The following is a 25,595-nucleotide window of genomic DNA, read 5'->3' on the forward strand; positions in this document are numbered from 1 at the left end:
CGGCCGGCACGGCCTCGCTGTGCTTCCAAGCCGTGGAAACTCAACGGAAGTAGGGACACCCACCACCGTGACTGCTCTCACTCTCAGCACCTCCGGCGCGGCGACGCTGCGCGCGGACGCCCTCGTCGTCGGTGTCGCCAAGGGCCCGAAGGGACCCGTCCTCGCGCCCGGCGCCGAGGCCGTCGACCAGGCCTTCGACGGCAAGCTGGCCGCCGTCCTGGAGACCCTCGGCGCCTCCGGCGAGGAGGGCGAGGTCACCAAGCTCCCGGCCCCGGCGGGCGTCAAGGCCGCCGTCGTGGTCGCGGCCGGCCTCGGCGGGGTCCCCGCCAAGGGCGACGGCTACGAGGGTGAGGCGCTGCGCCGCGCCGCGGGCGCCGCCGCCCGTGCCCTCACCGGGACGAAGAAGGCGGCCTTCGCGCTGCCCGTGACCGACGCGGACGACGCCGCGGCCATCGCCGAGGGCGCCCTGCTGGGCGCGTACTCCTTCACCGCCTTCCGCAGCAACGGCGGCGGCAAGGGCGCGTCGAAGAAGGGCGAGCCGCTGGCCGACGCGGTGATCCTGGGCGGCAAGCCGCGTGACAAGGCGTTCAAGGCCGCCGTCGAGCGCGCCACCGTCGTGGCCGCCGAGGTCAACCGCGCCCGCGACCTGATCAACACCCCGTCGAACGCCCTCCACCCGGCCGCGTTCGCCGCCCTCGCCCAGGAGGCCGCCAAGGAGCACGGCCTCACGATCGAGGTGCTGGACGAGAAGGCGCTGCTCAAGGGCGGTTACGGCGGTCTGATGGGCGTCGGCCAGGGCTCGGCCAACCCGCCGCGGCTGGTCCGCCTCGGCTACACCCACCCCAAGGCGGAGAAGACCCTCGCCCTGGTCGGCAAGGGCATCACCTACGACTCGGGCGGCATCTCGCTCAAGCCGGCCGGCCACAACGAGACCATGAAGTGCGACATGAGCGGCGCCGCCGCCGTGTTCTCCGCCGTGCTGGCCGCCGCCCAGCTGGGCCTGCGCGTCAACGTCACCGGCTGGCTGGCCCTCGCGGAGAACATGCCGTCCGGCACGGCCACCCGTCCGGGCGACGTGCTGACCATGTACAGCGGCAAGACCGTCGAGGTCCTCAACACCGACGCCGAGGGCCGGCTGGTGCTCGCCGACGCCCTGACCCGGGCCTCGGAGGAGAACCCCGACGCGATCGTGGACGTGGCCACCCTGACGGGGGCCATGGTCCTCGCTCTGGGCGACCGCACCTTCGGTGTCATGGCCAACGACGACGCGTTCCGCACCGCCGTGTACGAGATCGCCGAGTCGGCCGGTGAGCAGGCGTGGCCCATGCCGATGCCCGCCGAGCTGCGCAAGACCATGGACTCCCCTGTCGCGGACATCGCCAACATGGGCGTCCGCAACGGCGGCGGCCTGATCGCCGGCCTGTTCCTCCAGGAGTTCGTGGGCGAGGGCATCACCTGGGCGCACCTGGACATCGCCGGCCCGGCCTTCCACGAGACCGCCCCCTACGGGTACACCCCCAAGGGCGGCACCGGCTCCGCCGTCCGTACGCTCGTCCGGCTGGCCGAGCACACCGCCGAGGGCGACCTGGGCTGAGCCCGGGCCGCGTCGGCCCCTCTGTGCGAAACCGCCGCGCGGCCCCGGGAATGCGTCCGGGGCCGCGCGGCGTTCGCTCAGGACGAACGCCCCGTGACATCGCGCCGGCGGACATCCCTACGCGCGAGTAACCCCTCGAAGGTGACGCATCAGTCGTCCCTCAGCCCGGCCCGGCGTCCCGCCGTCCGTCAACAAGTGCGAAGATGTTGTCTCGGCAGGACAGGGCCCCCAGTAATCACAGGGCCGAAGCAAAAGCGGCCGAACGACAGCCGCCGCCCGGTCATCGACGACCGGCAACGGCGTACCCATGCATGGAGGACGTGACGTGGCGAACGACGCCAGCACCGTTTTCGACCTAGTGATCCTCGGAGGCGGTAGCGGCGGTTACGCCGCTGCCCTGCGTGGAGCGCAGCTGGGTCTCGACGTCGCCCTGATCGAGAAGGACAAGCTGGGCGGCACCTGCCTGCACCGCGGCTGCATCCCCACCAAGGCTCTGCTGCACGCCGGCGAGGTCGCCGACTCCGCCCGCGAGAGCGAGCAGTTCGGCGTCAAGGCGTCCTTCGAGGGCATCGACATCGCGGGCGTCCACAAGTACAAGGACGACGTGATCTCGGGCCTGTACAAGGGTCTGCAGGGCCTGGTCGCCTCGCGCAAGGTCACCTACATCACCGGTGAGGGCCGCCTGTCCTCCCCCACGTCCGTCGACGTGAACGGGCAGCGCGTCGAGGGCCGCCACGTCCTGCTGGCGACCGGCTCCGTGCCGAAGTCCCTGCCGGGCCTGACCATCGACGGCAACCGCGTGATCTCCTCGGACCACGCGCTGGTCCTGGACCGCGTCCCGAAGTCCGCGATCGTGCTGGGCGGCGGCGTCATCGGCGTCGAGTTCGCCTCCGCGTGGAAGTCCTTCGGCACCGACGTCACCATCGTCGAGGCGCTCCCCCACCTCGTCCCGGTCGAGGACGAGAACAGCTCGAAGCTGCTGGAGCGCGCCTTCCGCAAGCGCGGCATCAACTTCTCCCTGGGCTCCCGCTTCTCCGGCGTGGAGTACACCGCCGAGGGCGTCAAGGTCTCGCTGGAGAACGGCAAGACCTTCGAGGCCGAGCTGCTGCTCGTCGCCGTCGGCCGCGGCCCGGTCTCCCAGGGCCTCGGCTACGAGGAGGCCGGGGTCGCGATGGACCGCGGCTACGTCCTCGTGGACGAGTACATGCGCACCAACGTGCCGACCATCTCGGCCGTCGGCGACCTCGTCCCGACCCTCCAGCTCGCGCACGTCGGCTTCGCGGAGGGCATCCTGGTGGCGGAGCGGCTGGCCGGGCTCAAGCCCGTCCCGGTCGACTACGACGGCGTGCCGCGCGTCACGTACTGCCACCCGGAGGTCGCCTCCGTCGGTATCACCGAGGCGAAGGCCAAGGAGCTGTACGGCGCCGACAAGGTCGTCGCCCTGAAGTACAACCTCGCGGGCAACGGCAAGAGCAAGATCCTCAAGACCGCGGGCGAGATCAAGCTCGTCCAGGTCAAGGACGGTGCCGTGGTCGGCGTCCACATGGTCGGCGACCGCATGGGCGAGCAGGTCGGTGAGGCCCAGCTGATCTACAACTGGGAGGCCCTGCCCGCCGAGGTCGCGCAGCTCATCCACGCGCACCCGACGCAGAACGAGGCCCTCGGCGAGGCCCACCTGGCCCTGGCCGGCAAGCCGCTGCACTCGCACGACTGAGTCCCGAGCGCACCCCTATCCCACTACTCGTAAGGAGCAACCGCACCATGGCGGTTTCCGTAACCCTGCCGGCGCTCGGCGAGAGCGTGTCCGAGGGCACCGTCACTCGCTGGCTCAAGGCCGAAGGTGACCGTGTGGAGGTCGACGAGCCGCTGCTCGAGGTCTCCACCGACAAGGTCGACACCGAGATCCCGGCGCCCGCGTCCGGCATCCTCGCCTCCATCAAGGTCGCCGAGGACGAGACGGTCGAGGTCGGCTCCGAGCTGGCCATCATCGACGACGGCTCCGGCGCCCCCGCCGCTGCCCCGGCCGCCGCCGAGGCTGCGTCTTCCGAGGCCGCCGAGCCCGCCCCGGCGCCCGCCGCCGAGGCCCCCGCCGCGCCGGCTCCGGCCGCCGAGGCCCCCGCCGCCGCTGCCCCGGCGGGCGGCGCCACCGGTACCGACGTCGTGCTGCCCGCGCTGGGCGAGTCGGTCACCGAGGGCACCGTCACCCGCTGGCTGAAGGAGGTCGGCGAGGAGGTCTCCGAGGACGAGCCGCTGCTCGAGGTCTCGACCGACAAGGTCGACACCGAGATCCCGGCCCCGGCCTCCGGCGTCCTGCTGGAGATCGTCGTCGGCGAGGACGAGGTCGCCGAGGTCGGCGCCAAGCTGGCCGTGATCGGTGCCGCGGGTGCCGCTCCGGCTCCCGCCGCCGCCCCCGCGCCGGCCGCCCCGGCCGCTGCTCCGGCTCCGGCCGCTCCGGCTGCCGCTCCGGCCGCCCCCGCGGCTCCGGCTGCCCCCGCGGCCCCCGCCGCGCCGGCTCCGGCCGCCGCCCCGGCCCCGGCCCCGGCCCCGCAGGCTCCGGCCGCTCCGGCTCCGGCCGCCCCGGCTGCTCCGGCCGCCCAGGCCCCGGCCGCCGCCGTGGCCAACGCCGAGGGCGCCTACGTGACCCCGCTCGTCCGCAAGCTCGCCGCCGAGAGCGGCGTCAACCTCGCGGGCGTCCAGGGCACCGGCGTCGGCGGTCGCATCCGCAAGCAGGACGTCCTGGCCGCCGCCGAGGCCGCCAAGGCCGCGCCGGCCCCGGCCGCTCCCGCTGCCGCCGCTCCCAAGGCCCCGGCCCTGGAGGCGTCCCCGCTGCGTGGTCAGACGGTCAAGATGCCGCGCATGCGCAAGGTCATCGCCGACAACATGATGAAGGCGCTGCACGGCCAGGCCCAGCTCAGCTCCGTGATCGAGGTGGACATCACCAAGATCATGCGGATGCGCGCCAAGGCCAAGGACGGCTTCGCCGCCCGCGAGGGCGTCAAGCTCTCCCCGATGCCGTTCTTCGTCAAGGCCGCCGTCCAGGCGCTGAAGGCCCACCCGGTCGTCAACGCCCGGATCAACGAGGACGAGGGCACCATCACCTACTTCGACTCCGAGAACGTCGGCATCGCCGTCGACTCGGAGAAGGGCCTGATGACCCCGGTCATCAAGGGTGCGGGTGACCTCAACATCGCGGGCCTCGCCAAGAAGACGGCGGAGCTGGCGGGCAAGGTCCGTACCGGCAAGATCAGCCCGGACGAGATGTCCGGCGCGACCTTCACGATCAGCAACACCGGCTCGCGCGGTGCGCTGTTCGACACGGTCATCGTGCCCCCGAACCAGGTCGCGATCCTGGGCATCGGCGCCACGGTGAAGCGTCCGGTCGTCATCGAGACCGCCGAGGGCACCACCATCGGCGTCCGCGACATGACGTACGTGACGCTCTCCTACGACCACCGCCTGGTGGACGGTGCCGACGCGGCCCGTTACCTGACGACGGTCAAGGCGATCCTCGAGGCCGCCGAGTTCGAGACCGAGATCGGTCTCTGATCCCGGCTCCCGCCCAGGGCGCGGCCCCGGCTCCGTACTCCGGTACGGGCCGGGGCCGCGCCGTTTCGCCCACCGGGATAATGGCCGGGCGAACGTCCGGCCGCCGAGGAGCGCCCATGTCACCACCCGCCGTCCCCGTCGTCCATTCGCTGCGCGAGCAGATCCGCGAACACATCCTGGAAGGGATCGTCAGCGGCCGGTGGCAGCCGGGCGAGCGCATCGTCGAGCGGCGGATCGCCTCCGAGCTGCTGGTCAGCCAGACGCCGGTACGCGAGGCGCTGCGCGAGCTGGAGTCGCTGCGGCTGATCGAGTCGTCCCCGAACAAGGGCGTCCGGGTCCGCGAGCTCACCGCCGCCGACCTCAAGGAGAGCTACCCGGTCCGCGCGGGCCTGGAGCAGGTCGCCGCCGAGCTGGCGGCCGAGGCGCTGGCCGAGGACGCGTCGGCGCTCGACCGGGAGGTCGAGCCGCTGTACGAGGCGGACCGCCGCGGCGACCGCGAGGCCCAGGTGCGGCACACGGTGGCCTTCCACCGGGAGATCGTGCTGGCCTCCGGCAACTCCGTGCTGTTGCACACCTGGGAGTCGCTGGGCATCGAGGTGTGGACCACCCTGTCGATCCGCTGGCTGAGCCCGCGCCCGACGGCACACGCGGAGGACCACGCGGAGCTGGTGGCGGCGTTCCGCAGGCGGGATCCGCGGATCGGGGAGCTGCTGCGGACCCACGTGCTGGGCTGCGCACCGCAAATCTGACGGAGCACCCCCGTCCGGTTGATCGATCATCGATCAGGGCGTATCGTCTCCGCGGAGCCGCGCCGCGCGCCCTGTCCTGTGTCGCGGAGCGGCTCAGGGGTGACGACAGGTCCTCGTCCGTCGACCGATGCCCTGGCTGGGCGTACGGGTACCTGTCGTCGTCCCCTGATGACTTCCTTTCCGTCACGGCATCATGGGCGCATGCGAGCGGCCCGCCTGATCAAACTCGTCCTGCTGCTGCAGTCCCGCGCGTCCATGACGGGCGCGGAACTGGCCCGGCGGCTGGAGGTCTCCGAGCGCACGGTCGCCCGGGACGTCCTCGCCCTCTCCGAGGCCGGCATCCCCGTCTACGCCGACCGTGGCCGCACCGGCGGCTACCGCCTCGTCGGTGGCTACCGCACCCGGCTGACCGGCCTCGGCCGCACCGAGGCCGAAGCCCTCTTCCTCTCCGGGGTGCCGTCCGCCCTCCGCGAGATGGGCCTCGCCGACGCCGCCTCCGCCGCCCGCCTCAAGGTCTCCGCGGCGCTCCTGCCCGAGCTCGGCGACGCCCCGGCGACCGCCGCCCAGCGCTTCCACCTGGACGCGCCCGGCTGGTGGCAGCCGGCCGGTCCCCCGCCCCTGCTCCCCGCCGTCGCGGAAGCCGTCTGGGACGACCGCCGGCTGACCGCCCGCTACGGGCGGCGCGACGGCACGGAGGCGGAACGGGAGCTGGAACCGTACGGCCTCGTCCTCAAGGCAGGCGTCTGGTACCTGATCGCGCACGTCGCCGCGGACCGCCCCGGCCACCGCGTCTACCGGGTGGACCGCTTCACCGCGGTCGCGGCGGGCACCGGGCACTTCGACCGGGACGATTCCTTCGACCTGCCCGCCTTCTGGGAGGAGCGGGCCGCGCTGTTCGCGCGTTCGCTGCTGCGCGAGACCGTCGTCCTGCGGCTGACCCCGGAGGGCGCGCGCCGGCTCCCGTACGTCACGGACCGGCGGGCCGGGCGGGACGCGCTGGAAGGGGCGGGGCCGCCGGACGCGGCGGGGCGGGTCACGGTGACGTTGGCCGTCGAGTCGCTGGACGTCGCCCAGGAGCAGTTGCTGGCGCTGGGGCCGGAGGGGGAGGTGCTGGAGCCGGCGGAGTTGCGGGGGCGGTTCGCGGAGGCGGCTCGGAGGAGTGCGGCGTTGTATGGGGTGGGGTGAGGTGCCCCGGTCCCTCCCCCAGAGGGGGCACCCCCATTCGCCGTTTCCTGGGGGCTGCGCCCCCAGACCCCCTTGTCGCGGCTCCGCCGCTCGTCCTCAAACGCCGGACAGGCTGAAAAATCAGCCTGTCCGGCGTTTGAGGACAGCGCCCGCAGGGCGCTTCGGGGGTGCGGGGGCGCAGCCCCCGCAAGAAACGGTAAAGGGCGGGACCGGGGCACAGCCCGCCGCAGGCGCCTACCGATACGCCTCCGCCGTCGCCTCCCTCCCCCCGAACACGACGTCCAGGAAGTACCCCCGCGCATCCGGCCGCGACCCGTCCACATCCGTCACCCCGTAGTGAGCCGCCAGCTCCCCACTGAACCGCGACTGCCCGTTCCACCGCCCCCGCTCCGGGTCAGCGGCCAGCGCGGCCACCGCCCGCCCGATATAGGCCGGCGACTCCGCGACAGCGAAGTGCGGCTCCTTGGCGACAGCGTCGCGCCAGTTCGCCTCGGTCACCCCGAAATGCTCGAGCATCTCCTCGGAGCGCAGGAACCCCGGGCTGACGCAGACCGCCGTCCCGCCATACGGCTCCAGCTCCTGGGCGAGCGCCCACGTCAGCCGGATCGGCCCCCACTTGGCCAGGTCGAAGACCATGTTCTCCCGGTACCGGGCGTTGTTGAACTCCTCCGTCCCGTCCGTGATCTCCACGACCAGCCCGCCCGGCCGCCGGATGAGCAGCGGCAGCGCACAGTGGCTGGTGATCAGGTGCGCGTCCTGGGCGAGGCGCAGCATCCGCAGCGCCCGTTCCATCTTCAGGTCCCACACCCGGGTCCCGAACTCCAGCAGGTGGTCGCCGCCCCAGACGTCGTTGACGAGCACGTCGAGCCGGCCGTGGTCCCGGTCGATGCGTTCGACGAGCGCCGTGACCTGTTCGATCTCCAGGTGGTCGACCCGGACGGCGATGCCGGTGCCGCCCGCCGCCGTGACCAGTTCGGCCGTCTCCTCGATGGTCTCGGGCCGGCCGACCTCGCTGCGCTGCTCGCGCGTGGTGCGGCCGGTGACGTAGACCACGGCTCCGGCCCGACCGAGTTCGACGGCCATGGCCCGGCCCGCTCCCCGCGTGGCGCCCGCGACCAGTGCGACCTTGCCTTCGAGTGCCCTCGTTCCGGCGTTCACGTTCGTGTCGTCCCTTTCCGATCCGTCCCGTCGTCACGGCGCCCGCCGCGCGACGGGAGGAACGGTGCCACGAATACCCGACACCTCCTGTCGTATTTTCTCGCCCGCCCCACAAGAGCCGCTCCGCGTGCGTCCCGACAGGCCAGGACGGATGCTGTTGCCGTGATGGACGAGACGGAGTTCTGGCAGCTGATCGACGAGACGCGGGCCGAGGCCGGCGGCGATCCCGAGGAACACGCCGACCTGCTGGTCGAGCGGCTGATGCGGCTCGATCCGGACCGCGTCACGGACTTCGCCCGGCACTTCGAGGTGCGCTACAACCGCGCCTACCAGTGGGACCTGTGGGGTGCGGCGGCCGTGCTGCTCGGTGGGGCGGGCGACGACGCGTTCGACTACTTCCGCTGCTGGCTGATCGGCCAGGGCCGGCATGTCTTCGAGGGTGCCCTGCACGATCCCGACCGGCTCGCCGAGTTGCTCGACGGCTTCGACGAGGAGACGGACGGGGACGGCGAGGACCTCGGTTACGCGGCCGAGGAGGCGTACGAGCAGCTCACCGGCGCCGAACTGCCCGACCTGGCGCTGCCGCCGGCACCGGCCGAGCCGCAGGGGGCCCCGCTCGACCTGGCGGACGAGGACGCGCTGGCGGAACGCTTCCCCGCGCTGTGGGAGCGTTTTCGGTCGTGACGGCCGTTCGGTCCGCTCACAACGGCCCGTTCGCCCCGCCCCGTCGGGCGTGAACCCGACCCGCCTTCGTCGGGTACGACCCCGACCCGCCCCCGTCGGGCGTGGACCCGGAACACCCGGGAAAGGTGTGACGGGACGCCCCTCAAGGCGGGACGCCCCTGAAGACGGACGCCCCGCACAACGGGACGCCCCGGAAAGGTGTGACCCATGCGCATCGCCCTCACCGGCTCGACCGGCCTCATCGGTACGGCGCTCACCCGCTCGCTGGAGGCGGACGGCCACCGCGTCACGCGGTTCGTACGCCGCGCGCCCCGGAGTGAGGACGAGGCCGAGTGGGACCCGAAGCGGCAGCGGGTGGACACCCGCGCGCTGGCCGGCTGCGACGCGGTGGTGCACCTCGCGGGCGCCGGCGTGGGGGCGCACCGTTGGACGGAGGCGTACAAGCGGGAGATCCGCGAGAGCCGGGTGCTCGGCACGGCGGCGGTCGCCGAGGCGATCGCGTGCCTCGACACCCCGCCGCGGGTGCTGGTGAGCGCGAGCGCCACCGGCTTCTACGGCGACGCGGGCGACCGCGTCCTGGACGAGGACTCCCCGCCCGGCCGCGGCTTCCTGGCCGGGGTCTGCCAGGAGTGGGAGGCGGCCACGGCCCCCGCCGCCGAGGCGGGCGTACGGACGGTGCTGATCCGGACCGGGCTGGTGGTGAGCCGCAGCGGTGGCGCCTGGGGCCGGATGTTCCCGCTGTTCCGGCTGGGGCTGGGCGGGCCCCTCGGGAACGGCCGCCAGTACTGGAGCTTCATCTCCCTGCGCGACCACATCGCCGCCGTGCGCCATCTGCTGGACACCCCGGAACTGTCCGGTCCGGTGAACCTGACCGCGCCCGAGCCGGTCACCAACCACGAGGTGGCCCGGACGATGGGGCGCGTACTGCGCCGCCCCGCGCTGTTCCCCGCGCCCGCCCCGGCGCTGCGGCTGGTGCTGGGGGAGCTCGCGTCGGACGTGCTGTCCAGCCAACGGGCCGTGCCCCGGCGGCTGCTGGACTCGGGCTTCCGGTTCGCGCACCCGGACGTCGAGAGCGCCGTCCGCGCGGCACTCACCCCCGAGGGCCACGCTTCCGCCCGATGATTGACCGCCCCGGAACCGTAACCGTGCGACCGCCGTGCGACCGTGCTCTATCCGTGCGCGACTGTTATTGACCGGAATTCTCTCTACGGTCGAGGCGAACTCGCGCATTGCGCCAGCCGGTTGGGGGCATCACGCCCCCGAGCGAGCGGACCGACCCCGGGAGGCCACGTGGCCAGCAGCGCACGCCACACCGCACACCACGCCGATGTCGTCATCGTCGGAGCCGGCCTCGCCGGGCTCTCGGCAGCACACCAACTGGCCAACGCCGGCGTCGGCGTCACCGTCCTGGAGGCCGCGGACCGGCCGGGCGGCCGGATGGCGACGGACCGGATCGACGGCTTCCGGCTGGACCGCTCCGGCCAGCTGCTCAACACCGCCTTCCCCGACCTGCGGCGCACCCCCGGCCTCGGTGCCCTCACCCTGCGGCCCTTCCTGCCGGGTGTCCTGGTCCACGCCGACGGCCGCAACCACCGGATCGGCGGCGAGGCGCGCGGCGCCAAGAGGGCGTTCACCACCGCCCGCGCCCTGGCCACGGCCGCCCGCGCCTCCCGGGCCACCGGCCTCGACCAGGCCCGGCTCGACGCGGCGCTCGCCCGGCTCGCCGCGCTGCCCACCGACCGGCTGCTGGCCCGCCCGGACCGCCCGACGGCCGCCACCCTCGCCGGCCGCGGCCTGCCGGCCCGTACGATCGAGGGCTTCCTCCGCCCGCTGCTGGCCTCCCTGCTGTCCGACCCCGAACTCACCACGTCCAGCCGCTGTGCCGACCTCGTCCTGCGCGGCTTCGCCCGCGGCCGGCTCTGCCTCCCGGCGGGCGGGGCGGGCACGATGGCCGAGCTGCTGGCGGGACTGCTGCCGCCGGGGACGGTCCGGACGGGCGTCCGGGCCACCTCCGCGGACATCACCTCCGTCACCACCGCCGGCCACGGCGAGATCGGCTGCCGCTCGGTGATCATCGCCACCGGCGCCCGGGCCGCCGCCGGCCTGCTGCCCGGCCTCCGGCTGCCCGGCTTCCACCCGGTGACGGTGCTTCACCACACGGCCGCCGAGGCCCCGCCGTGCGACGCCGCCCTGATCGTGACGGGCGGCCGGGGCGGGCCCGTCGCCCACACCACCGTCGCCAGCGAGGTCGACCCCGACCGGGCCCCCGCCGGCCGCGTCCTCATCACCTCCACCGTCCTCGGCCGCGCGGCGGGCACCCCGGTGCCCGAACTCGACCGCACGGCGCGGACGCAGCTGGCGCGGGTGTACGGCCTCGCCCCCGACGACCTCGAGCTGCTGACCGCCCACCACGACGCGGACGCCGTTCCGGCCATGCCGGCGCCGCATGATGTGCGGCGGCCGGTGCGGTTGTTGTCCGGGTTGTACGTGTGCGGCGATCACCGCGACACGAGTACGGTCCAGGGGGCCCTGTTCTCGGGGCGACGGGCGGCACACGCGCTGCTGCGGGATCTGGGGATCCGCCCGGAGCAGGACGCTCAGGCGCTGCGCGTGGCGTAGGGGGTGTTCCTTGCGGGGGCTGCGCCCCCGCACCCCGCGCGGTTGTCCTCAAACGCCGGACAGGCTGATACAGCCTGTCCGGCGTTTGAGGACGAGCGGCGAAGCCGCGATCAGGGGGGTCTGGGGCGGCAGCCCCAGGAAGCGGCGAAGGGGCGGGACTGGGGCGCACCCCCTACAACACCGCCACCTTCTCCCGATACCCCCGCACCGCCGCCGCATCCCGATAGGGATCAAGCCGCCGCTCGAACTCCCGCACATACTCCACGGCCCGAACGGACCGCATCTCGGCGGCGGCCTGCGCCGCCTCCGCCCCCAGCGCGCAAGCCTGCTCCAGCTCCCCGAGCCCCAGCCGCGCAGCGGCCAGCACCACCCGGCAGAAGAGCCTGCTCCGCGCGTACGCGGGCGCCCGCAGCTGCAACGACCGCTCCGCGTGCTGCGCGGCCGCCCGCCACTGCTGCAAATCCCGATGGCAGTGCGCGAACTCGTCCGCGAGCTCCGCCTCGTCGAAGAAGCGGATCCAGTACGGCACGTCGTCCGAGGGCCTGGCCGTCTCCAGTGCCCGTTCGGCGCGGGCGAGGGAGGCGGAGCAGGCCCGTACCTCGCCGAGCACCGCGTGCCCGCGCGCCTCCACCGCGTGCAGCAGGGACTGCACGACGGGGGGTGCGCCGGACCCGACGCCCTGCTGGGCGACGCGGGCGAGCTGGACCGCCTCCCGGCCGTGGCCGAGGTAGACGGCCTGGCGGCTCATGGTCACCAGGACATAGCTGCCGTACGCCCGGTCGCCCGCGGCCTGTGCCAGGCGCAGCGCCTGCACGTAGTACCGCTGGGCGAGCCCGTGGGCGGCGATGTCGTACGAGGTCCACCCGGCGAGCCGGGTGAGGTCCGCGGCGGCGCCGAACAGCCGGCGTCCCGTGGTCTCGCCGTACGTGCCGCGCAGCATCGGCTCGGCCTCGTGCTCCAGGTAGCGGACGAGCGCCTGCCGCGCGTGCCCGCCGCCGTACGCGTGGTCGAGCGTGCGGAAGAGCTCGCCGACGGAGCGCAGGGCCGCGATGTCGCCCATGGAGACGCGGCTCCCGGGCGCCCGTTCGGCGCGCTGCCGGGGGACCAGCGTCCGGCCCGTCGGTCTCTCGCCGATCCGGCCGCCGCCCTCGCCGGGAGGCGGGGGCCCGCCCGTACCCGGCCCCTGGGCGCCGGGTGCGCCCGGTGCACCGGGTGCGCCGGGGGGTCCGGCGGCCCCGGGGGGCGGGGCGGGTGTACGGGCCACCCGGTCGTCGGCGCGTCCGATCAGCCAGTCGCGGCTGGGCACCACCAGCCCCGCGGGCGTGAACGCGATCTTGCGCAGCTCGGTGTGGCTGCCGGAGTCCTTGCGCCACAAGCCGCTCACGATGTCAATGGCCTCCGCCGGCGACGCGGCGAATTCCAGCCCCGCGTACACCGGCGCACACGCGTCGAGCCCGAGGTCCTGCGCGGACAGCCGCCGTCCCAGCCGCCGGGTGAAGACCTCGGCGATCAACGCCGGTGTCGTGCCGCGCGGCTGCTGGCCGCGGAGCCACCGGGTGACGGAGGTCTTGTCGTAGCGCAGGTCGAGGCCGTGCTCCAGCCCTAATTGATCGACGCGACGTGCGAGCCCCGCGTTGGAGAAGCCGGCCTCCGCGATGAGCGCGGCTAGCTGGCGGTTGGGAATGCGCTGTGGGGGTCGTTCCGTCATCAACCTGCCCGGTCTCCCTGATCGCCATTCTGGGAACGGCGTGAATTTAGCGGTCCCCGCCGCCCTGAACGCCACCTTCGCCCCGCATTCATCCGATCGTGTGAGGACAGATCAGAGACAGATCAAATAGGCACGGAAAAGCGCCGCCAGACGATCTTGTAAGGGGCTCGACCGCAGCCCATTCGGAGGCCGCCGTACAGTGGCTTGGGCACGGCGCGCGCGTCCGGGACGTACGCGCCCGCCGGTGCCAGGGGTTCGGAGCGGACCCGCGAGGACGGGAAGACGGGAACAGGAGCTGCCGTGAGTGAGCTGCGCTTTGTCCATCTGGGCTTCGGGGCGGACGCCGTCGAGTACCAGGAGGCGTGGCAGGAGCAGCGCCGCGTCCACGCGGCCCGGTTCGCGGACGAGATCCCGGACACCTGCCTGATGCTGGAGCACCCGGCGGTCTACACCGCCGGACGGCGCACGGAGGACAGCGAGCGCCCCCTGGACGGGACGCCGGTCGTCGACGTGGACCGCGGCGGAAAGATCACCTGGCACGGCCCGGGCCAGCTCGTCGGCTACCCGATCCTCAAGCTCCCGCGCCCGGTGGACGTCATCGCGCACGTCCGCCGGCTGGAGGAGGCCCTGATCCGGGCCTGCGCGGAATTCGGACTGGCCACCACCCGGGTCGAGGGCCGCAGCGGCGTCTGGGTCCTCGGCGAGGCCGGCGAGCGGCCCGCGACCGGCGCCCTCCAGCTCGACCTGGCGGCTCCCCGCTCGGCGGACGACGAGTTCGACCCGCGCCTCAGCGGCCCCGAGTACGCCCCCTCCAACGCCGGCCAGCGCGGCGAGGACCGCAAGCTCGCCGCGATCGGCATCCGCATCGCCAAGGGCGTCACCATGCACGGCTTCTCCCTGAACTGCGACCCCGACAACACCTGGTTCGACCGCATCGTGCCGTGCGGCATCCGGGACGCCGGAGTGACGTCGCTCTCGAACGAGCTGGGCCGGCGGGTCACCGTCGGCGAGGTGCTGCCCGTCGTGGAGAAGCACCTGCGGGAGGTCCTGGAGACGGCCGAGCCGCTGCCGCGGGCCGTCTGACGGGCCACGCGGGGGGCTGTGGGGGCCGGTTTCGGCCACCCGACGCCACTGTCGCGCCCACGCCCCTCGGGGCCTCCGCCTCACACCCCTCCGGGAATGCCACCGCCGTCTCGCCGGTTCCCCGGGCGTAAGAACATCAGAACGAACGGGCGTACCCTGGTGTCCGCCGAAGAATCGAAGTCATAGGGAGCCGGAGTGTCCGCTGTCGCACCCGACGGACGCAAGATGCTGCGCCTTGAGGTCCGGAACGCCCAGACCCCCATCGAACGCAAGCCCGAGTGGATCAAGACCCGGGCGAAGATGGGCCCCGAGTACACCGAGCTCCAGGGTCTGGTGAAGCGCGAGGGCCTGCACACGGTGTGCCAGGAAGCGGGCTGTCCCAACATCTACGAGTGCTGGGAGGACCGCGAGGCGACGTTCCTCATCGGCGGCGACCAGTGCACCCGGCGCTGTGACTTCTGCCAGATCGACACCGGCAAGCCGCAGGCCCTGGACCGCGACGAGCCCCGCCGCGTGGCCGAATCCGTGCGGTCCATGGAGCTCAAGTACGCGACGATCACCGGTGTGGCCCGCGACGACCTGGAGGACGGCGGCGCCTGGCTGTACGCCGAGACCGTCCGCCAGATCCACGGCCTGATGCCGGACACCGGCGTCGAGCTGCTGATCCCCGACTTCAACGCCAAGCCCGACCAGCTGGCCGAGGTCTTCTCGTCCCGCCCCGAGGTGCTGGCGCACAACGTCGAGACGGTCCCCCGGATCTTCAAGCGGATCCGCCCCGGCTTCCGCTACGAGCGCTCGCTGGAGGTCATCACGAAGGCCCGCGAGGCCGGCCTGGTGACGAAGTCCAACCTGATCCTCGGCATGGGCGAGGACCGCGAGGAGATCACCCAGGCCCTCCGCGACCTCCACGAGGCGGGTTGCGAACTCATCACGATCACCCAGTACCTGCGCCCGTCGCCGCGCCACCACCCGGTGGAGCGGTGGGTGAAGCCGCAGGAGTTCGTGGAGCTCCAGCAGGAGGCCGAGGAGATCGGCTACGCCGGCGTGATGTCGGGCCCGCTGGTCCGCTCGTCGTACCGGGCGGGACGGCTGTACCGCCAGGCGATCGAGAAGCGGAACGAAGCGGCGGCGTAAGCGCGCCGCCGGCCCCCTTGTTCGTCCGACGCGGCCCGACCGGCCCCCCTTCCCACCCGGGAGGCCCCGGTCGGGCCGCGTCAACGTTTCATAGTCTTTGACCAGTCCGTCACGCGCCGGTAACACCGGTGGGTAACGATGTGCGCACGAACAGTCGTACACACATCAGACTTGTGCACGAGCACAACCGCGCACGAAAGCACCGCCCGCTCCCCCACCTCTCACCCTTCCGCCCACGAGAGGACACGACATGCAGGCCGCGCCCGCCCGCGCGACGACGGCGACCGCCGCACACGCCTTCTCCGCCCTGCCTTCCACGCTGGCCGTCCGGCCGCCCTCGGTGACGGGTGCGCTGCTGGCCCTGGAACGCCTGCTGCTGCGCGGCGGCCAGCGCACCGCCCGCCGCAACGCGTGGACCGCGGTCCTGGAGGACCGCCGCCGGGCCAAGGACCGGCGCGAGGCCCAGCACCTCCTGGAGACCGCGGTCCTGGAGGCCGCGGCGGCCCCCGGCCCGCAGGACACGTAAACTTCGCCATATGGCGAGGAAGGAAACATCCGAGAACCCCGGGCGACTGAAGCAGATCGCCCTGACCTACAAGATGACCAAGAAGGTCGATTCGAAGGTCGGTCTTGTCGTCGCGGGCGTGGGCATTGTCACCTTCGGTGTCCTCCTCGCCATCGGCTTCTTGATCGACCACCCGATCTACCTGGGCATCCTGGGCTTCCTGCTGGCCTTCCTCGCGATGGCGATCGTCTTCGGCCGCCGTGCCGAGCGTGCCGCCTTCGGGCAGATGGAGGGCCAGCCGGGCGCCGCGGCCGCGGTGCTGGACAACATCGGCCGCGGCTGGACGACGACGCCCGCGGTGGCGATGAACCGCAACCAGGACGTCGTCCACCGCTCGGTCGGCAAGGCCGGCATCGTCCTGGTCGGCGAGGGCAACCCGAACCGGCTGAAGGGCCTGCTGGCCGCCGAGAAGAAGCGGATGGCGCGCATCGTCGCGGACGTGCCGGTGCACGACGTCGTGGTGGGCAACGGCGAGGGCCAGGTGCCGCTGAAGAAGCTGCGCACCACCCTGCTGAAGCTGCCGCGGGTGCTGCCGGGCGCGCAGGTGACGGTCGTCAACGACCGGCTGCGGGCGCTGGGCGACCTGATGAGCAACATGCCGATCCCGAAGGGTCCGATGCCGAAGGGCATGCGGATGCCGAAGGGTCGCTGACGCCACTGACACGGCCGCAGCGAAAGGCGCGGACGGAGTGAGGGCGGGGCGGGACCGACACGGTCCCGCCCCGCCCTCGTTCCATTGTCACCTGCCGACCGTTCGGCTAGAACCGCACCTGAACGGCCTTGGCGAGCCGGTCGTGCAGCCCGCGGGTGTCCCGGTCCCAGATGACGGCCGGGATGACGATCACGAGGAGCACGCTGCGCAGCAGGGCCTTGGGGAACGTCAGCCGGTCACCGCTCTCCCCGATGACCCGGATGCGGAGCAGCCGCTTCCCGGGGGTGAAGCCGACCGTGCCGACGGTGAGCACGCTGAGCAGGAAGAAGACCAGCAGCGCCCAGTTGCCGGCCCGGTGGATCTCCCCCCGGGCGAAGAGGCCGTAGGCGATGAGCATGCTCAGGCCCCAGTCGATGAAGATGGCGGCGAACCGCCGTCCGAGCGGGGCGACGGAGCCCGGCCCGTGCTCCGGCAGCCCGAGTTGCTCCCCGCGATAGCCGAAGTCGATGCCCATCTGCTCCGCCGCCGCGCGGGGTCCGGAGAGCCACGAGCCGATTGCCTGCCTTTTGTCCACCCGTCCACGGTACTGGGGAGGCTTGCGATCACTGCGGGCCGGGTAGGCGTCGACGCGATTCGATGATCATTGCGCGGCGCTCCGGTTAACCTCGGCGAAACAAATGGGTCATGCTTGGGAAATCCGGTCTCTCTAGGGTCGGCCGCAGCACCACCGAAGCAATCCCCGACCGCTGGCGGCCGGGCTAGGAGGGTTGGATGTTCCAGAACGGCGACGACGCCAAGAAGTTCATCAAGGACGAGGACGTCAAGTTCGTCGATGTCCGTTTCTGTGACCTGCCGGGTGTGATGCAGCACTTCACCATTCCGGCGGCGGCGTTCGACCCCGAGGAGGAGCTGGCCTTCGACGGCTCGTCGATCCGCGGCTTCCAGGCCATCCACGAGTCCGACATGGCCCTGCGCGCCGACCTCTCCACCGCGCGCGTGGACCCGTTCCGCCGGGACAAGACCCTCAACATCAACTTCTTCATCCACGACCCGATCACCGGCGAGCAGTACAGCCGCGACCCGCGGAACGTGGCGAAGAAGGCCGAGGCGTACCTCGCGTCCACCGGTATCGCGGACACCGCGTTCTTCGGCCCCGAGGCCGAGTTCTACGTCTTCGACAACGTCCGTTTCGAGACGTCGGCGAACCAGTCCTTCTACCACATCGACTCCGAGGCGGGCGCCTGGAACACCGGTGCGGTGGAGAACAACCGCGGTTACAAGGTCCGCTACAAGGGCGGCTACTTCCCGGCCCCGCCGGTCGACCACTTCGCCGACCTCCGTGCCGAGATCTCCCTGGAGCTGGACAAGGCCGGCCTCCAGGTCGAGCGCCAGCACCACGAGGTGGGCACCGCCGGCCAGGCGGAGATCAACTACAAGTTCAACACCCTCCTCGCCGCCGCCGACGACCTGATGCTCTTCAAGTACATCGTGAAGAACGTCGCCTGGCGCAACGGCAAGACCGCCACCTTCATGCCCAAGCCGATCTTCGGCGACAACGGCTCCGGCATGCACGTCCACCAGTCCCTGTGGACCGGCGGCGAGCCCCTCTTCTACGACGAGCAGGGCTACGCGGGCCTCTCCGACACCGCCCGCTACTACATCGGCGGCATCCTCAAGCACGCCCCGTCGCTGCTGGCCTTCACCAACCCGACGGTGAACTCCTACCACCGCCTGGTCCCCGGCTTCGAGGCCCCGGTCAACCTGGTCTACTCGCAGCGCAACCGCTCCGCCGCGATGCGCATCCCGATCACGGGCTCCAACCCGAAGGCCAAGCGCGTCGAGTTCCGCGCCCCGGACCCGTCCTCCAACCCGTACCTCGCCTTCTCGGCCCTCCTCCTGGCCGGCCTCGACGGCGTCAAGAACAAGATCGAGCCCGCCGAGCCGATCGACAAGGACCTCTACGAGCTCGCCCCCGACGAGCACGCCAACGTCCCCCAGGTCCCCACCTCCCTCCCCGCCGTCCTCGAGGCCCTCGAGGCCGACAACGAGTACCTCCAGGCCGGCGGCGTCTTCACGTCCGACCTGATCGAGACCTGGATCGACTACAAGCGCACCAACGAAATCGCCCCGATGCAGCTGCGGCCGCACCCGCACGAGTTCGAGCTGTACTTCGACCTCTAAGAGGCGGGGCCGGGCGCGCACCGCCCGGCTCCTTTCTTGGCGCAAGGCCACTGCGAGGGCCGCTACCCGATAGCCGGGTAGCGGCCCTCGGCCGGTTATCGGTACAGCGGTCGGCTTCCCGCCCGGGGCGGCACGGGTCGAGCGGGCCTTTCGTCGAGCAGGCCCTGTTCGGCAAGGTCTCATCGGTGGGCTGCCGCTGATGTCGCCAAGGTGAAGGCCGACCGGCGCGACGACGACATCGGGGCCACCCCCGCCCGAGGGCCATGCTTGTCGCACGCGCGCCTCGTACAGCTCGTCGCTGCGGCCCGATCAGCACTCGGTGTTCACGATCGGCACAGCACCCGATGTCAGAGCCTTCTGGTATCCCTAGAGGCAATGGATCACTTGTTCGATGCTCGGGGCGTGCTTGTGAGCCCGCCAGGCGGCATCGCCACCATGGAGGTCAGTCACTTCGGACCGGACCGCTCTCTGGGGACGGACGCATGAGCTCAGGGCTCGGCTCCTGCCGACGGCACACCATGTTCGCCGGAATGCGCCGAGCCAGGCAGGGAAGCGTGATTCCACTGGTCAGAAGGCTCTGCCGCCTCAACCTCTAGGGAGCGAGGCAGCGCTCTGAGCGCGCGACGAGGGCCGCTTCCCGTGGTCGGGGAGCGGCCCTTCGTCGTTGGTGCGGTGGGGCGGGACGGTCAGACCGGTTCCGGTGCGGGCTGGGGTTCTGCGCGCTGGGGTTCCGCCACGGGTTTCGGGTCCGGGAGGGGGGTGAGGGGGTTCGCGTCCCACTGTCGGGTGGTGCGGAGGTAGGCGTAGATGACCGAGAGGGTGGCCAGGATGAGGAGGGGGCCGAAGAGCCAGGGGGTTTCGGCCATCTCCAGCGGGAGGAAGCGGTAGGCCAGGAGGAACGCGGTGAAGACCGTCGTGCCGTAGGCGATCAGCAGGATGCCCGAGCGGTCCGGGCCGCGGTCGTAGAGGCGCATGCCCGCTTCGATGGTGAGGGCGAAGACCACGCCGGCGATGACGTCCGAGCCGTAGTGGTAGCCGAAGCCCAGGGTGGCGCTGATGGTGGCGACCAGCCAGAACGCGCCGCCGTACCGCACCCAGCGGGGGCCCTTGCGGGAGTGGATGAAGATCGCGGTGGCCCAGGCCGTGTGCAGGCTGGGCATGCAGTTGCGCGGGGTGAGGTCGTCGTACGTGAAGGCGTGCGGGATGCCGATCACCGGCGGGGTGTGCGGCCAGATGTTGGCCGTCGCCCACTCCACGCCGCCGGTGCCGGAGGCGCCCGGGCCGTAGGCGAACACCGGGCCGACCACGGGGAAGAGCATGTAGAAGGCCGGGCCGACGAGGCCGATCACCAGGAAGGTGCGGACCAGGTGGTGGCGCGGGAAGCGGCGCTCGGCGGCCACGTTGCGGAGCTGGTACAGCGCGAAGACGATCGCGGCCACGGCGAGGTGCGCGTAGACGAGGTCGAGGATGTGCGGGCCGATCGGCTCCGTGGCCTTGAGGATGCGGCCCGCCGCCCACGACGGGTTGCCGAGGGCGTGGTCGGCGGTCGCCACGTACTGGTCGAGCACCTTCGGGCGGGTCTTCCAGGTGATCATGAGCCAGGAGTCGCCGACCTTGCGGCCGGCCACCAGCAGCAGGCCCAGTCCGACGCCCTTGAGCAGCAGGGTGCGTTCCCGGCCGGTGCGGCGTGTGAACGCGATGACCGCGACGCCCAGCATCACCCACAGCGCGCCGTTGCCGAAGTAGCGGCCGTCGGTCACCTTGACGTCGGCCGCCCACCGCCCCAGGACGAAGACGAGGTCGATGCCGATCGCCCAGGCCGCCGCGATGAGCCGTTGCCGCCAGGTGAGCACCACCATCGTCAGCGCCAGACCGGCGTACAGCGGGCCCGGCTTGGGCGGGAAGACGAGCTCCTTCGCCTGGGTGACCAGCGGGCCCGGCTCGCCGCCTACGCGGCGCGCGACGATCTCCAGCACGATGAAGAACGCGAGCGTCGCCACGCCCGCCACGGTCCACAGGATCACCCGTGGTTGCCGCCACGCGGCGAGCTTGTCTCTGCTGCTTATTCGCGCGAACACTCAGGACACTATAGACGTCAACTGTTGCGATGATTTGTTCGGATCTGTGACGTTCTGGCGCGGTCGGCCACTCTCCGTGACGGGGGGTGCGTGACCTCGGCCGATGACGGGCACGTCGGGTGGACGCGCCGGAGGGCGGCGGCACCGAAAACCGGATGCCGCCGCCCTCCGGCGGTGCGTTTTTCGCTCTCCGTCAGTACGCGGAGTTGACGTTGTCCATCGAGCCGTACTTGTCGGCCGCGTAGTTGCAGGACGCGACGATGTTGGCCACCGGGTCGTAGATGTCCCAGGACGTGCCCTCGACGTGGTACGCCTTGAACGTCGGGTCGATGATCTGCAGCAGACCCTTCGACGGCACACCGTTGACCGCGTTGACGTCCCAGTCGTTGATCGCACGCGGGTTACCCGTCGACTCGCGCATGATGTTGCGCTTGACGCCGTCGTAAGAGGCCGGGATGCCCTTGGCCTTCATGATGTCCAGAGCCTGCGAGATCCAGCCCTCCAGGTCGTTCCCGTACGCCTTCGGCGCCGGAGCGGCCGGGGCCGCGGCGGGCTTCTCCACGGGCTTCCGCAGCGGCTCGCGGGCGGTGGAACGGTTCGCGGCCTGCTTCGCGGCCCGCTCCTTGTCCGCCTTGACCTTCGCCGCGGCGTCGGCCTTCGCCTGCTCGGCGGCCTTGTCGGCGGCGTCCGCCCGCTCGGCACCCTGCGTCTGGGCGAGGCTCTTCGCGTTCCAGGCCACCGGCTTGACCGGCGCCGGGGCGGCCTCGGCGTGCGAGGCGGCACCGAACGCCAGGGCGGCGGCACCGGCGGCGGTCAGCGCCGCGGCGGAGAACTTGTGGGCCTTGGTCAGACGGGTATAGCCGGAGTGAGTGGAACGCATGAGGAAGCTGAACCCTTTCGGATCGGGAAACCGCACAGGCCAGGACCGGCGCAAAGAAAAGCGCCGTTCTCGGTCGGACGGCGCCGTGCGGTCCAGCAATTGTTAGCGGCCCGGAAAACCCCCGACAAGCACTGTGACCTACTCCCCCGCATCGTTCATCCCGCCTCGAAACGCCGGGAATCCCCGGGAAATCGGGAACGCACAGCACTAAAGAAACCCGTATGTGATCGAGGCCCTATGCGCGGCCTCACAGCAGCCGCTCCGCGCCGTCACCGTCCCCTCACTCAGAGGGGAGCGCGGAAAGCGGGTGCGGCGCGGAGGCGGGCGCGTCAGGATGGCGGGCGTCGTCCGAGGGAGGGGTTTCCATGGGTCTGGCGGGTGTCTGATTCTTTCCGGGCTGCCCGGGGCCGGGAAGTCGAGCGTGGGGCGGGAGGTGGCCGGGAGGCTGGAGCGGTCGGCGTTGGTGTCCGGGGACGCGGTGGCGGACATGATCGTTCGCGGGCGGGTGAGCGTCGTGCGGCTTCCGGAGCCCGAGACGCGACGGCAGCTCCTGCTGCGGGCCCGGAACATCTGCTCTCTCGCCGGGAACTTCGCCGACGCGGGCTTCACGGCGGTCGTCGACCACGTCGTCCCCGACCGGGAGGTGCTGGACCTCATGATCGGGCTGCTCCGTCCGCGGCCGGTGTGGTACGTCGTGCTCGCTCCGCCGGTGGAGGTCTGCCGGGCGCGCAACGCCGCACGCCCGGAGCGGGAGCGGGTGGACTACGACGTGGCCCCGCTCGACCGGTCGATGCGGCAGCGGCTGGCCGGTGCCGGCTGGTGGCTGGACACGGCCGGGATGACCGTGGCGGAGACGGCCGAGCTCGTCCTGGAGCGGGCGGGCGAGCTGGGCGTCGTGTCCGAGGGGTGACACGTCCGGGAGGTGTCCGAGGGGTGACGTCCGGGAGGCGGGTCCCGCGGGTGATGTCCCGGAGACGGGCCGGCGAGCGGCGTCCGGGGGACGCCGGGGACGCCAAGGCCGCTGGAGACGCCAACGCCGCCGGGCCCTCTTCCCGGAGCGGCCCCGCCCTCCACCCCGTCAGTCCATCACCAAGACGAGCTTCCCCGCCCTCCCCCCGCTCTCACCGGCCGCATGGGCCGCCGCGGCCTCGGACAGCGGGTAGGTGCCGGCGACCACCGGGCGGAGGCGGCCGGACGATGCCAGGTCGGCCAGCGCGTTCATGCCTGTGTGGTCCGCCTCCACGATCATCACCTCGCCCCGGACCCCCGCGGCACGGGCCGCCGCGGCCAGTTCCTCCGTGCCGTGGGGCTGGAGGGAGACGAGGGTGCCGCCGGGGCGGAGGAGGGAGCGGGTGCGGTAGTCGCCGCCTATGGGGTCGAGGACGACGTCGAACCCGGCCGGCCCGGCCGCCGCGAAGTCCGTCCGCCGGTAGTCGATCAGTTCGTCCGCGCCCAGTTCGCGCAGGAGGGCGTGGTGGGCGCCGCCTGCCGTGCCGGTCACGTGGGCGCCGCGGGCCTTGGCGATCTGGACGGCCAGGTGGCCTACGCCCCCGGCGGCCGCGTGGACCAGCACCCGGTCGCCGGGGCCGACGCCGGCGACGTCCACCAGCGCCTGCCAGGCGGTGAGCCCCGCGAGGGGGAGGGCGGCCGCGTGGACGTGGTCCAGGGCCGCCGGTTTGCGGGCGAACGCGCGGGTCGGACCGACCGCGTACTCGGCGTGCGCCCCCACGCCGTACGGGTGCGGCAGCATGCCGAAGACCTCGTCGCCGGGCCGGAACAGGGTGACGCCGAGGCCGGTCGCCACGACCGTCCCGGAGACGTCCCAGCCCAGGACGAAGGGCGGGTCGCCGAGGAAGGCCGGGGCCGCGCGGTGCTTCCAGTCGGTGGGGTTGAGGCCCGACGCCCGCACCCGGAGCAGGATCCGGCCGGGGCCCGGCGCCGGGACGGGCAGCCGGACCTCCTTCAGGACCTCCGGGCCGCCGAAGGCGTCCTGGCTGATCGCCCGCATGGTGGCGGGGAGGGCGCTCGTGGCACTTGTGTTCATTCCGGCCCCCTCAGCGCTGCGGGAGCGAGCCGACGAGGCCGCCGTCGACGATCAGGTCCTGGCCGGTGATGTACGAGGCGTCGTCCGACGCGAGGAAGGCCACCGCCGCCGCGATGTCCTCCGGCCGCCCCAGGGTGCCGAGCGGGACGTCGGCGGTGTTGCGGGCGTGCTGGGCCGGGTCGGTGACGGACTCCCGGTACATCTCGGTGTCGATGTAGCCGGCGCTGACGGAGTTGACGCGGATGCCGCGCGGCGCGAAGTCGGCGCCGAGGGTGCGGGCCAGGTTGTGCACGGCCGCCTTGCCGGCGGAGTAGACGGAGGCCACGGCCATGCCGCGGTGCAGGGTCCAGGAGGCGTTGAGGACCACCGCGCCGCCCCTCCGCAGCAGCGGCAGTGCTTTCCGCACGGTGTGGAAGACGCCCTTGACGTTGACGTCCAGCATCCGGTCGACGTCGTCCTCGGTGAGCTCCGCGGCGGGCTTGAAGACGCCGATGCCCGCGTTGGCGAAGACCACGTCCAGGCCGCCGCGCCAGGACTCCACGCGGCGCATCAGCGCGTCGAGGTCGGCCGGGGAGGCGGCGTCGGCGCGGACGGCCAGGACGCGGTCCGGGTCACCGCCGAGCGCCTCGCCGAGGTCCTCGACCGCGGCCTTGAGGCGGGCGTCGTCCCGGCCGGTGATGGCCACGTACGCGCCCTCCTCCAGGAGGCGGCGGGCGGTGGCGAGACCGATGCCGCTGGTGCCGCCGGTGATCAGGACCGTCTTGTCGGTGAAACGATTCATGCGTCTCATCGTGTGATCGCGGGCAAGGGGGTGGGGAGCGTGTGCCGACCCTGTTGTCGACACCACCACGCTCGTCCTCTCACGACCACCCGCCCGGGCCGCCGGGCCTGGAACCTTCCCCCTTCCCGGGGTCGTCTCCAGTGCCCGAGGCGCTCGCACAGGATGAAGGGATCCCAGCGGTGACCGCACGTTCTTCGAGGACCGGCGTGAGCCGCGGGCGCGGCGTCCGTGCCGGGGTCCCGGCCGTCCGTGCCGGGGTCCCGGCCGGAGCCGCCCTGCTCGGGCTCGTCGTGGAGGCGGTGCTCGTGCTCCGGCACGGCAAAGGCGGGTTCCCGGTCGACGTGGACGTCCGTGCCTGGGCGCTCGCCCACCGGCCGGCCGTCGGGGTCGCCGCCGCCCGGGCGGTCACCGCCACCGGCACCGGCCCCTTCCCCTATCTCCTGGCCCTCCTCGCCGGATGGCTCGCCGTGCGCGGCGGGCGGCGGAAGCTGTGGGCGGCGGGCGCGGCGGTGGCCGTCCTGGCCTGCGGGCAGGCCGTCCGGTACGCGGTGCTGGAGTCGGTCGCCCGGCCCCGGCCGCCCGTCGACGGCTGGGCGACGCACGCCGACGGCTGGTCGTTCCCGTCCGGGCACACCTCCACCTCGGCCATCGCCGCCGGACTGATCGCCGCCGCCGTCCTGCTCCGCTCCCGCCGGGCCGCCGGGCCCGTGGTCGCGGTGGCCGGGTGCTGGGCGGTGGCGGTGGGGCTGAGCCGCGCGTACCTCGGCGTGCACTGGTTCACCGACGTCGTCGGCGGCTGGCTGTTCGCCACGGCCTGGCTGGGCGCCTGCGCGTGCGCCGCCCTCCGCTTCCTCCCCGGTACGCGGTACGGGTCCGTGCTGCTGGACGGCCGGAGGGGCGGGGACGGGGACGGGGGAACTCCGAAGCGCACCGCCCCCACCCGCCCCTAAGGTG

General features: G+C 72.5%; 22 protein-coding genes. 15 read left to right on the forward strand and 7 right to left on the reverse strand.

Going from position 1 to position 25,595, the window contains the following annotated elements:
- Positions 1–67: 67 nt before the first annotated feature.
- The 5 genes from ACH4PU_RS25145 (at position 68) to ACH4PU_RS25165 (ending at position 7,074) form a co-directional block, all read left to right on the forward strand.
- Entirely contained in the window at positions 68–1,594 is a 1,527-nt protein-coding gene (locus ACH4PU_RS25145) for a leucyl aminopeptidase (protein ID WP_398276176.1), read from the forward strand.
- 325 nt (positions 1,595–1,919) lie between these two features.
- Positions 1,920–3,308 carry a dihydrolipoyl dehydrogenase gene (gene lpdA / locus ACH4PU_RS25150; RefSeq protein ID WP_398276179.1) on the forward strand — a complete coding sequence of 463 codons (1,389 nt, stop codon included), beginning with the start codon at positions 1,920–1,922 and terminating at the stop codon, positions 3,306–3,308.
- A gap of 47 nt (positions 3,309–3,355) precedes the next feature.
- The gene (gene sucB / locus ACH4PU_RS25155; protein ID WP_398276182.1) at positions 3,356–5,140 is read left to right on the forward strand and encodes a 2-oxoglutarate dehydrogenase, E2 component, dihydrolipoamide succinyltransferase; all 1,785 of its coding nucleotides are present in this window, start codon (positions 3,356–3,358) and stop codon (positions 5,138–5,140) included.
- 116 nt (positions 5,141–5,256) lie between these two features.
- The gene (locus ACH4PU_RS25160) at positions 5,257–5,889 is read left to right on the forward strand and encodes a GntR family transcriptional regulator (RefSeq protein ID WP_398276185.1); all 633 of its coding nucleotides are present in this window, start codon (positions 5,257–5,259) and stop codon (positions 5,887–5,889) included.
- 201 nt (positions 5,890–6,090) lie between these two features.
- Positions 6,091–7,074 (forward strand): helix-turn-helix transcriptional regulator, encoded by a 984-nt coding sequence (locus ACH4PU_RS25165; RefSeq protein WP_398276188.1) that lies wholly within the window; start codon positions 6,091–6,093, stop codon positions 7,072–7,074.
- Between the two features lie 234 nt (positions 7,075–7,308).
- Here ACH4PU_RS25165 and ACH4PU_RS25170 read toward each other — a convergent pair whose 3' ends face one another.
- Positions 7,309–8,232 (reverse strand): SDR family oxidoreductase, encoded by a 924-nt coding sequence (locus tag ACH4PU_RS25170; protein WP_398276191.1) that lies wholly within the window; start codon positions 8,230–8,232, stop codon positions 7,309–7,311.
- Positions 8,233–8,397: 165 nt separating this feature from the next.
- On the opposite strand from ACH4PU_RS25170, the gene ACH4PU_RS25175 reads away from it, so the two are divergent.
- The 3 genes from ACH4PU_RS25175 (at position 8,398) to ACH4PU_RS25185 (ending at position 11,535) form a co-directional block, all read left to right on the forward strand.
- The gene (locus ACH4PU_RS25175; protein ID WP_398276312.1) at positions 8,398–8,916 is read left to right on the forward strand and encodes a DUF4240 domain-containing protein; all 519 of its coding nucleotides are present in this window, start codon (positions 8,398–8,400) and stop codon (positions 8,914–8,916) included.
- Positions 8,917–9,123: 207 nt separating this feature from the next.
- Positions 9,124–10,038 (forward strand): TIGR01777 family oxidoreductase, encoded by a 915-nt coding sequence (locus ACH4PU_RS25180; protein ID WP_398276194.1) that lies wholly within the window; start codon positions 9,124–9,126, stop codon positions 10,036–10,038.
- Between the two features lie 168 nt (positions 10,039–10,206).
- The gene (locus ACH4PU_RS25185) at positions 10,207–11,535 is read left to right on the forward strand and encodes an NAD(P)/FAD-dependent oxidoreductase (RefSeq protein ID WP_398276197.1); all 1,329 of its coding nucleotides are present in this window, start codon (positions 10,207–10,209) and stop codon (positions 11,533–11,535) included.
- Positions 11,536–11,707: 172 nt separating this feature from the next.
- Here ACH4PU_RS25185 and ACH4PU_RS25190 read toward each other — a convergent pair whose 3' ends face one another.
- Positions 11,708–13,243, reverse strand: a complete 1,536-nt coding sequence (locus ACH4PU_RS25190) for a regulator (RefSeq protein WP_398276200.1) — start codon at positions 13,241–13,243, stop codon at positions 11,708–11,710.
- Positions 13,244–13,543: 300 nt separating this feature from the next.
- Here ACH4PU_RS25190 and lipB point away from each other — a divergent pair, with 300 nt between their 5' ends.
- The 4 genes from lipB to ACH4PU_RS25210 all read left to right on the forward strand — a co-directional run bounded on the left by lipB (position 13,544) and on the right by ACH4PU_RS25210 (position 16,677).
- Positions 13,544–14,326, forward strand: a complete 783-nt coding sequence (lipB, locus tag ACH4PU_RS25195; RefSeq protein ID WP_398276203.1) for a lipoyl(octanoyl) transferase LipB — start codon at positions 13,544–13,546, stop codon at positions 14,324–14,326.
- A 195-nt stretch (positions 14,327–14,521) separates the two neighbouring features.
- Positions 14,522–15,460 carry a lipoyl synthase gene (gene lipA / locus ACH4PU_RS25200; RefSeq protein ID WP_398276205.1) on the forward strand — a complete coding sequence of 313 codons (939 nt, stop codon included), beginning with the start codon at positions 14,522–14,524 and terminating at the stop codon, positions 15,458–15,460.
- 250 nt (positions 15,461–15,710) lie between these two features.
- On the forward strand, positions 15,711–15,986 hold the full coding sequence (locus ACH4PU_RS25205; protein WP_398276208.1) for a hypothetical protein: 276 nt from the start codon (positions 15,711–15,713) through the stop codon (positions 15,984–15,986).
- A gap of 10 nt (positions 15,987–15,996) precedes the next feature.
- A complete protein-coding gene (locus ACH4PU_RS25210) occupies positions 15,997–16,677 on the forward strand; it encodes a DUF4191 domain-containing protein (RefSeq protein ID WP_185940472.1) in 681 nt (226 codons plus the stop codon).
- 106 nt (positions 16,678–16,783) lie between these two features.
- Here ACH4PU_RS25210 and ACH4PU_RS25215 read toward each other — a convergent pair whose 3' ends face one another.
- Positions 16,784–17,251, reverse strand: coding sequence for an RDD family protein (locus tag ACH4PU_RS25215; RefSeq protein ID WP_398276212.1), 468 nt, complete (start codon positions 17,249–17,251; stop codon positions 16,784–16,786).
- A 197-nt stretch (positions 17,252–17,448) separates the two neighbouring features.
- Here ACH4PU_RS25215 and glnA point away from each other — a divergent pair, with 197 nt between their 5' ends.
- A complete protein-coding gene (gene glnA / locus ACH4PU_RS25220) occupies positions 17,449–18,858 on the forward strand; it encodes a type I glutamate--ammonia ligase (protein ID WP_223771588.1) in 1,410 nt (469 codons plus the stop codon).
- 686 nt (positions 18,859–19,544) lie between these two features.
- On the opposite strand, the gene ACH4PU_RS25225 is transcribed toward glnA, so the two are convergent.
- Together ACH4PU_RS25225 and ACH4PU_RS25230 are read right to left on the reverse strand one after the other, a co-directional pair.
- A complete protein-coding gene (locus tag ACH4PU_RS25225; protein WP_398276215.1) occupies positions 19,545–20,936 on the reverse strand; it encodes a phosphatase PAP2 family protein in 1,392 nt (463 codons plus the stop codon).
- Between the two features lie 193 nt (positions 20,937–21,129).
- On the reverse strand, positions 21,130–21,816 hold the full coding sequence (locus ACH4PU_RS25230; RefSeq protein WP_398276218.1) for a transglycosylase SLT domain-containing protein: 687 nt from the start codon (positions 21,814–21,816) through the stop codon (positions 21,130–21,132).
- Between the two features lie 334 nt (positions 21,817–22,150).
- On the opposite strand from ACH4PU_RS25230, the gene ACH4PU_RS25235 reads away from it, so the two are divergent.
- Positions 22,151–22,726, forward strand: a complete 576-nt coding sequence (locus ACH4PU_RS25235; protein ID WP_398276315.1) for an AAA family ATPase — start codon at positions 22,151–22,153, stop codon at positions 22,724–22,726.
- Between the two features lie 168 nt (positions 22,727–22,894).
- On the opposite strand, the gene ACH4PU_RS25240 is transcribed toward ACH4PU_RS25235, so the two are convergent.
- Complete coding sequence (locus ACH4PU_RS25240) at positions 22,895–23,860, reverse strand: NADP-dependent oxidoreductase (RefSeq protein WP_398276221.1); 966 nt, start codon at positions 23,858–23,860, stop codon at positions 22,895–22,897.
- Positions 23,861–23,870: 10 nt separating this feature from the next.
- Complete coding sequence (locus tag ACH4PU_RS25245) at positions 23,871–24,641, reverse strand: SDR family NAD(P)-dependent oxidoreductase (RefSeq protein WP_398276224.1); 771 nt, start codon at positions 24,639–24,641, stop codon at positions 23,871–23,873.
- Between the two features lie 206 nt (positions 24,642–24,847).
- On the opposite strand from ACH4PU_RS25245, the gene ACH4PU_RS25250 reads away from it, so the two are divergent.
- The gene (locus tag ACH4PU_RS25250) at positions 24,848–25,591 is read left to right on the forward strand and encodes a phosphatase PAP2 family protein (protein ID WP_398276227.1); all 744 of its coding nucleotides are present in this window, start codon (positions 24,848–24,850) and stop codon (positions 25,589–25,591) included.
- Positions 25,592–25,595: the final 4 nt, after the last annotated feature.

The sequence above is a fragment of the Streptomyces sp. NPDC021100 genome (assembly GCF_044333095.1).
GTDB lineage: Bacteria > Actinomycetota > Actinomycetes > Streptomycetales > Streptomycetaceae > Streptomyces.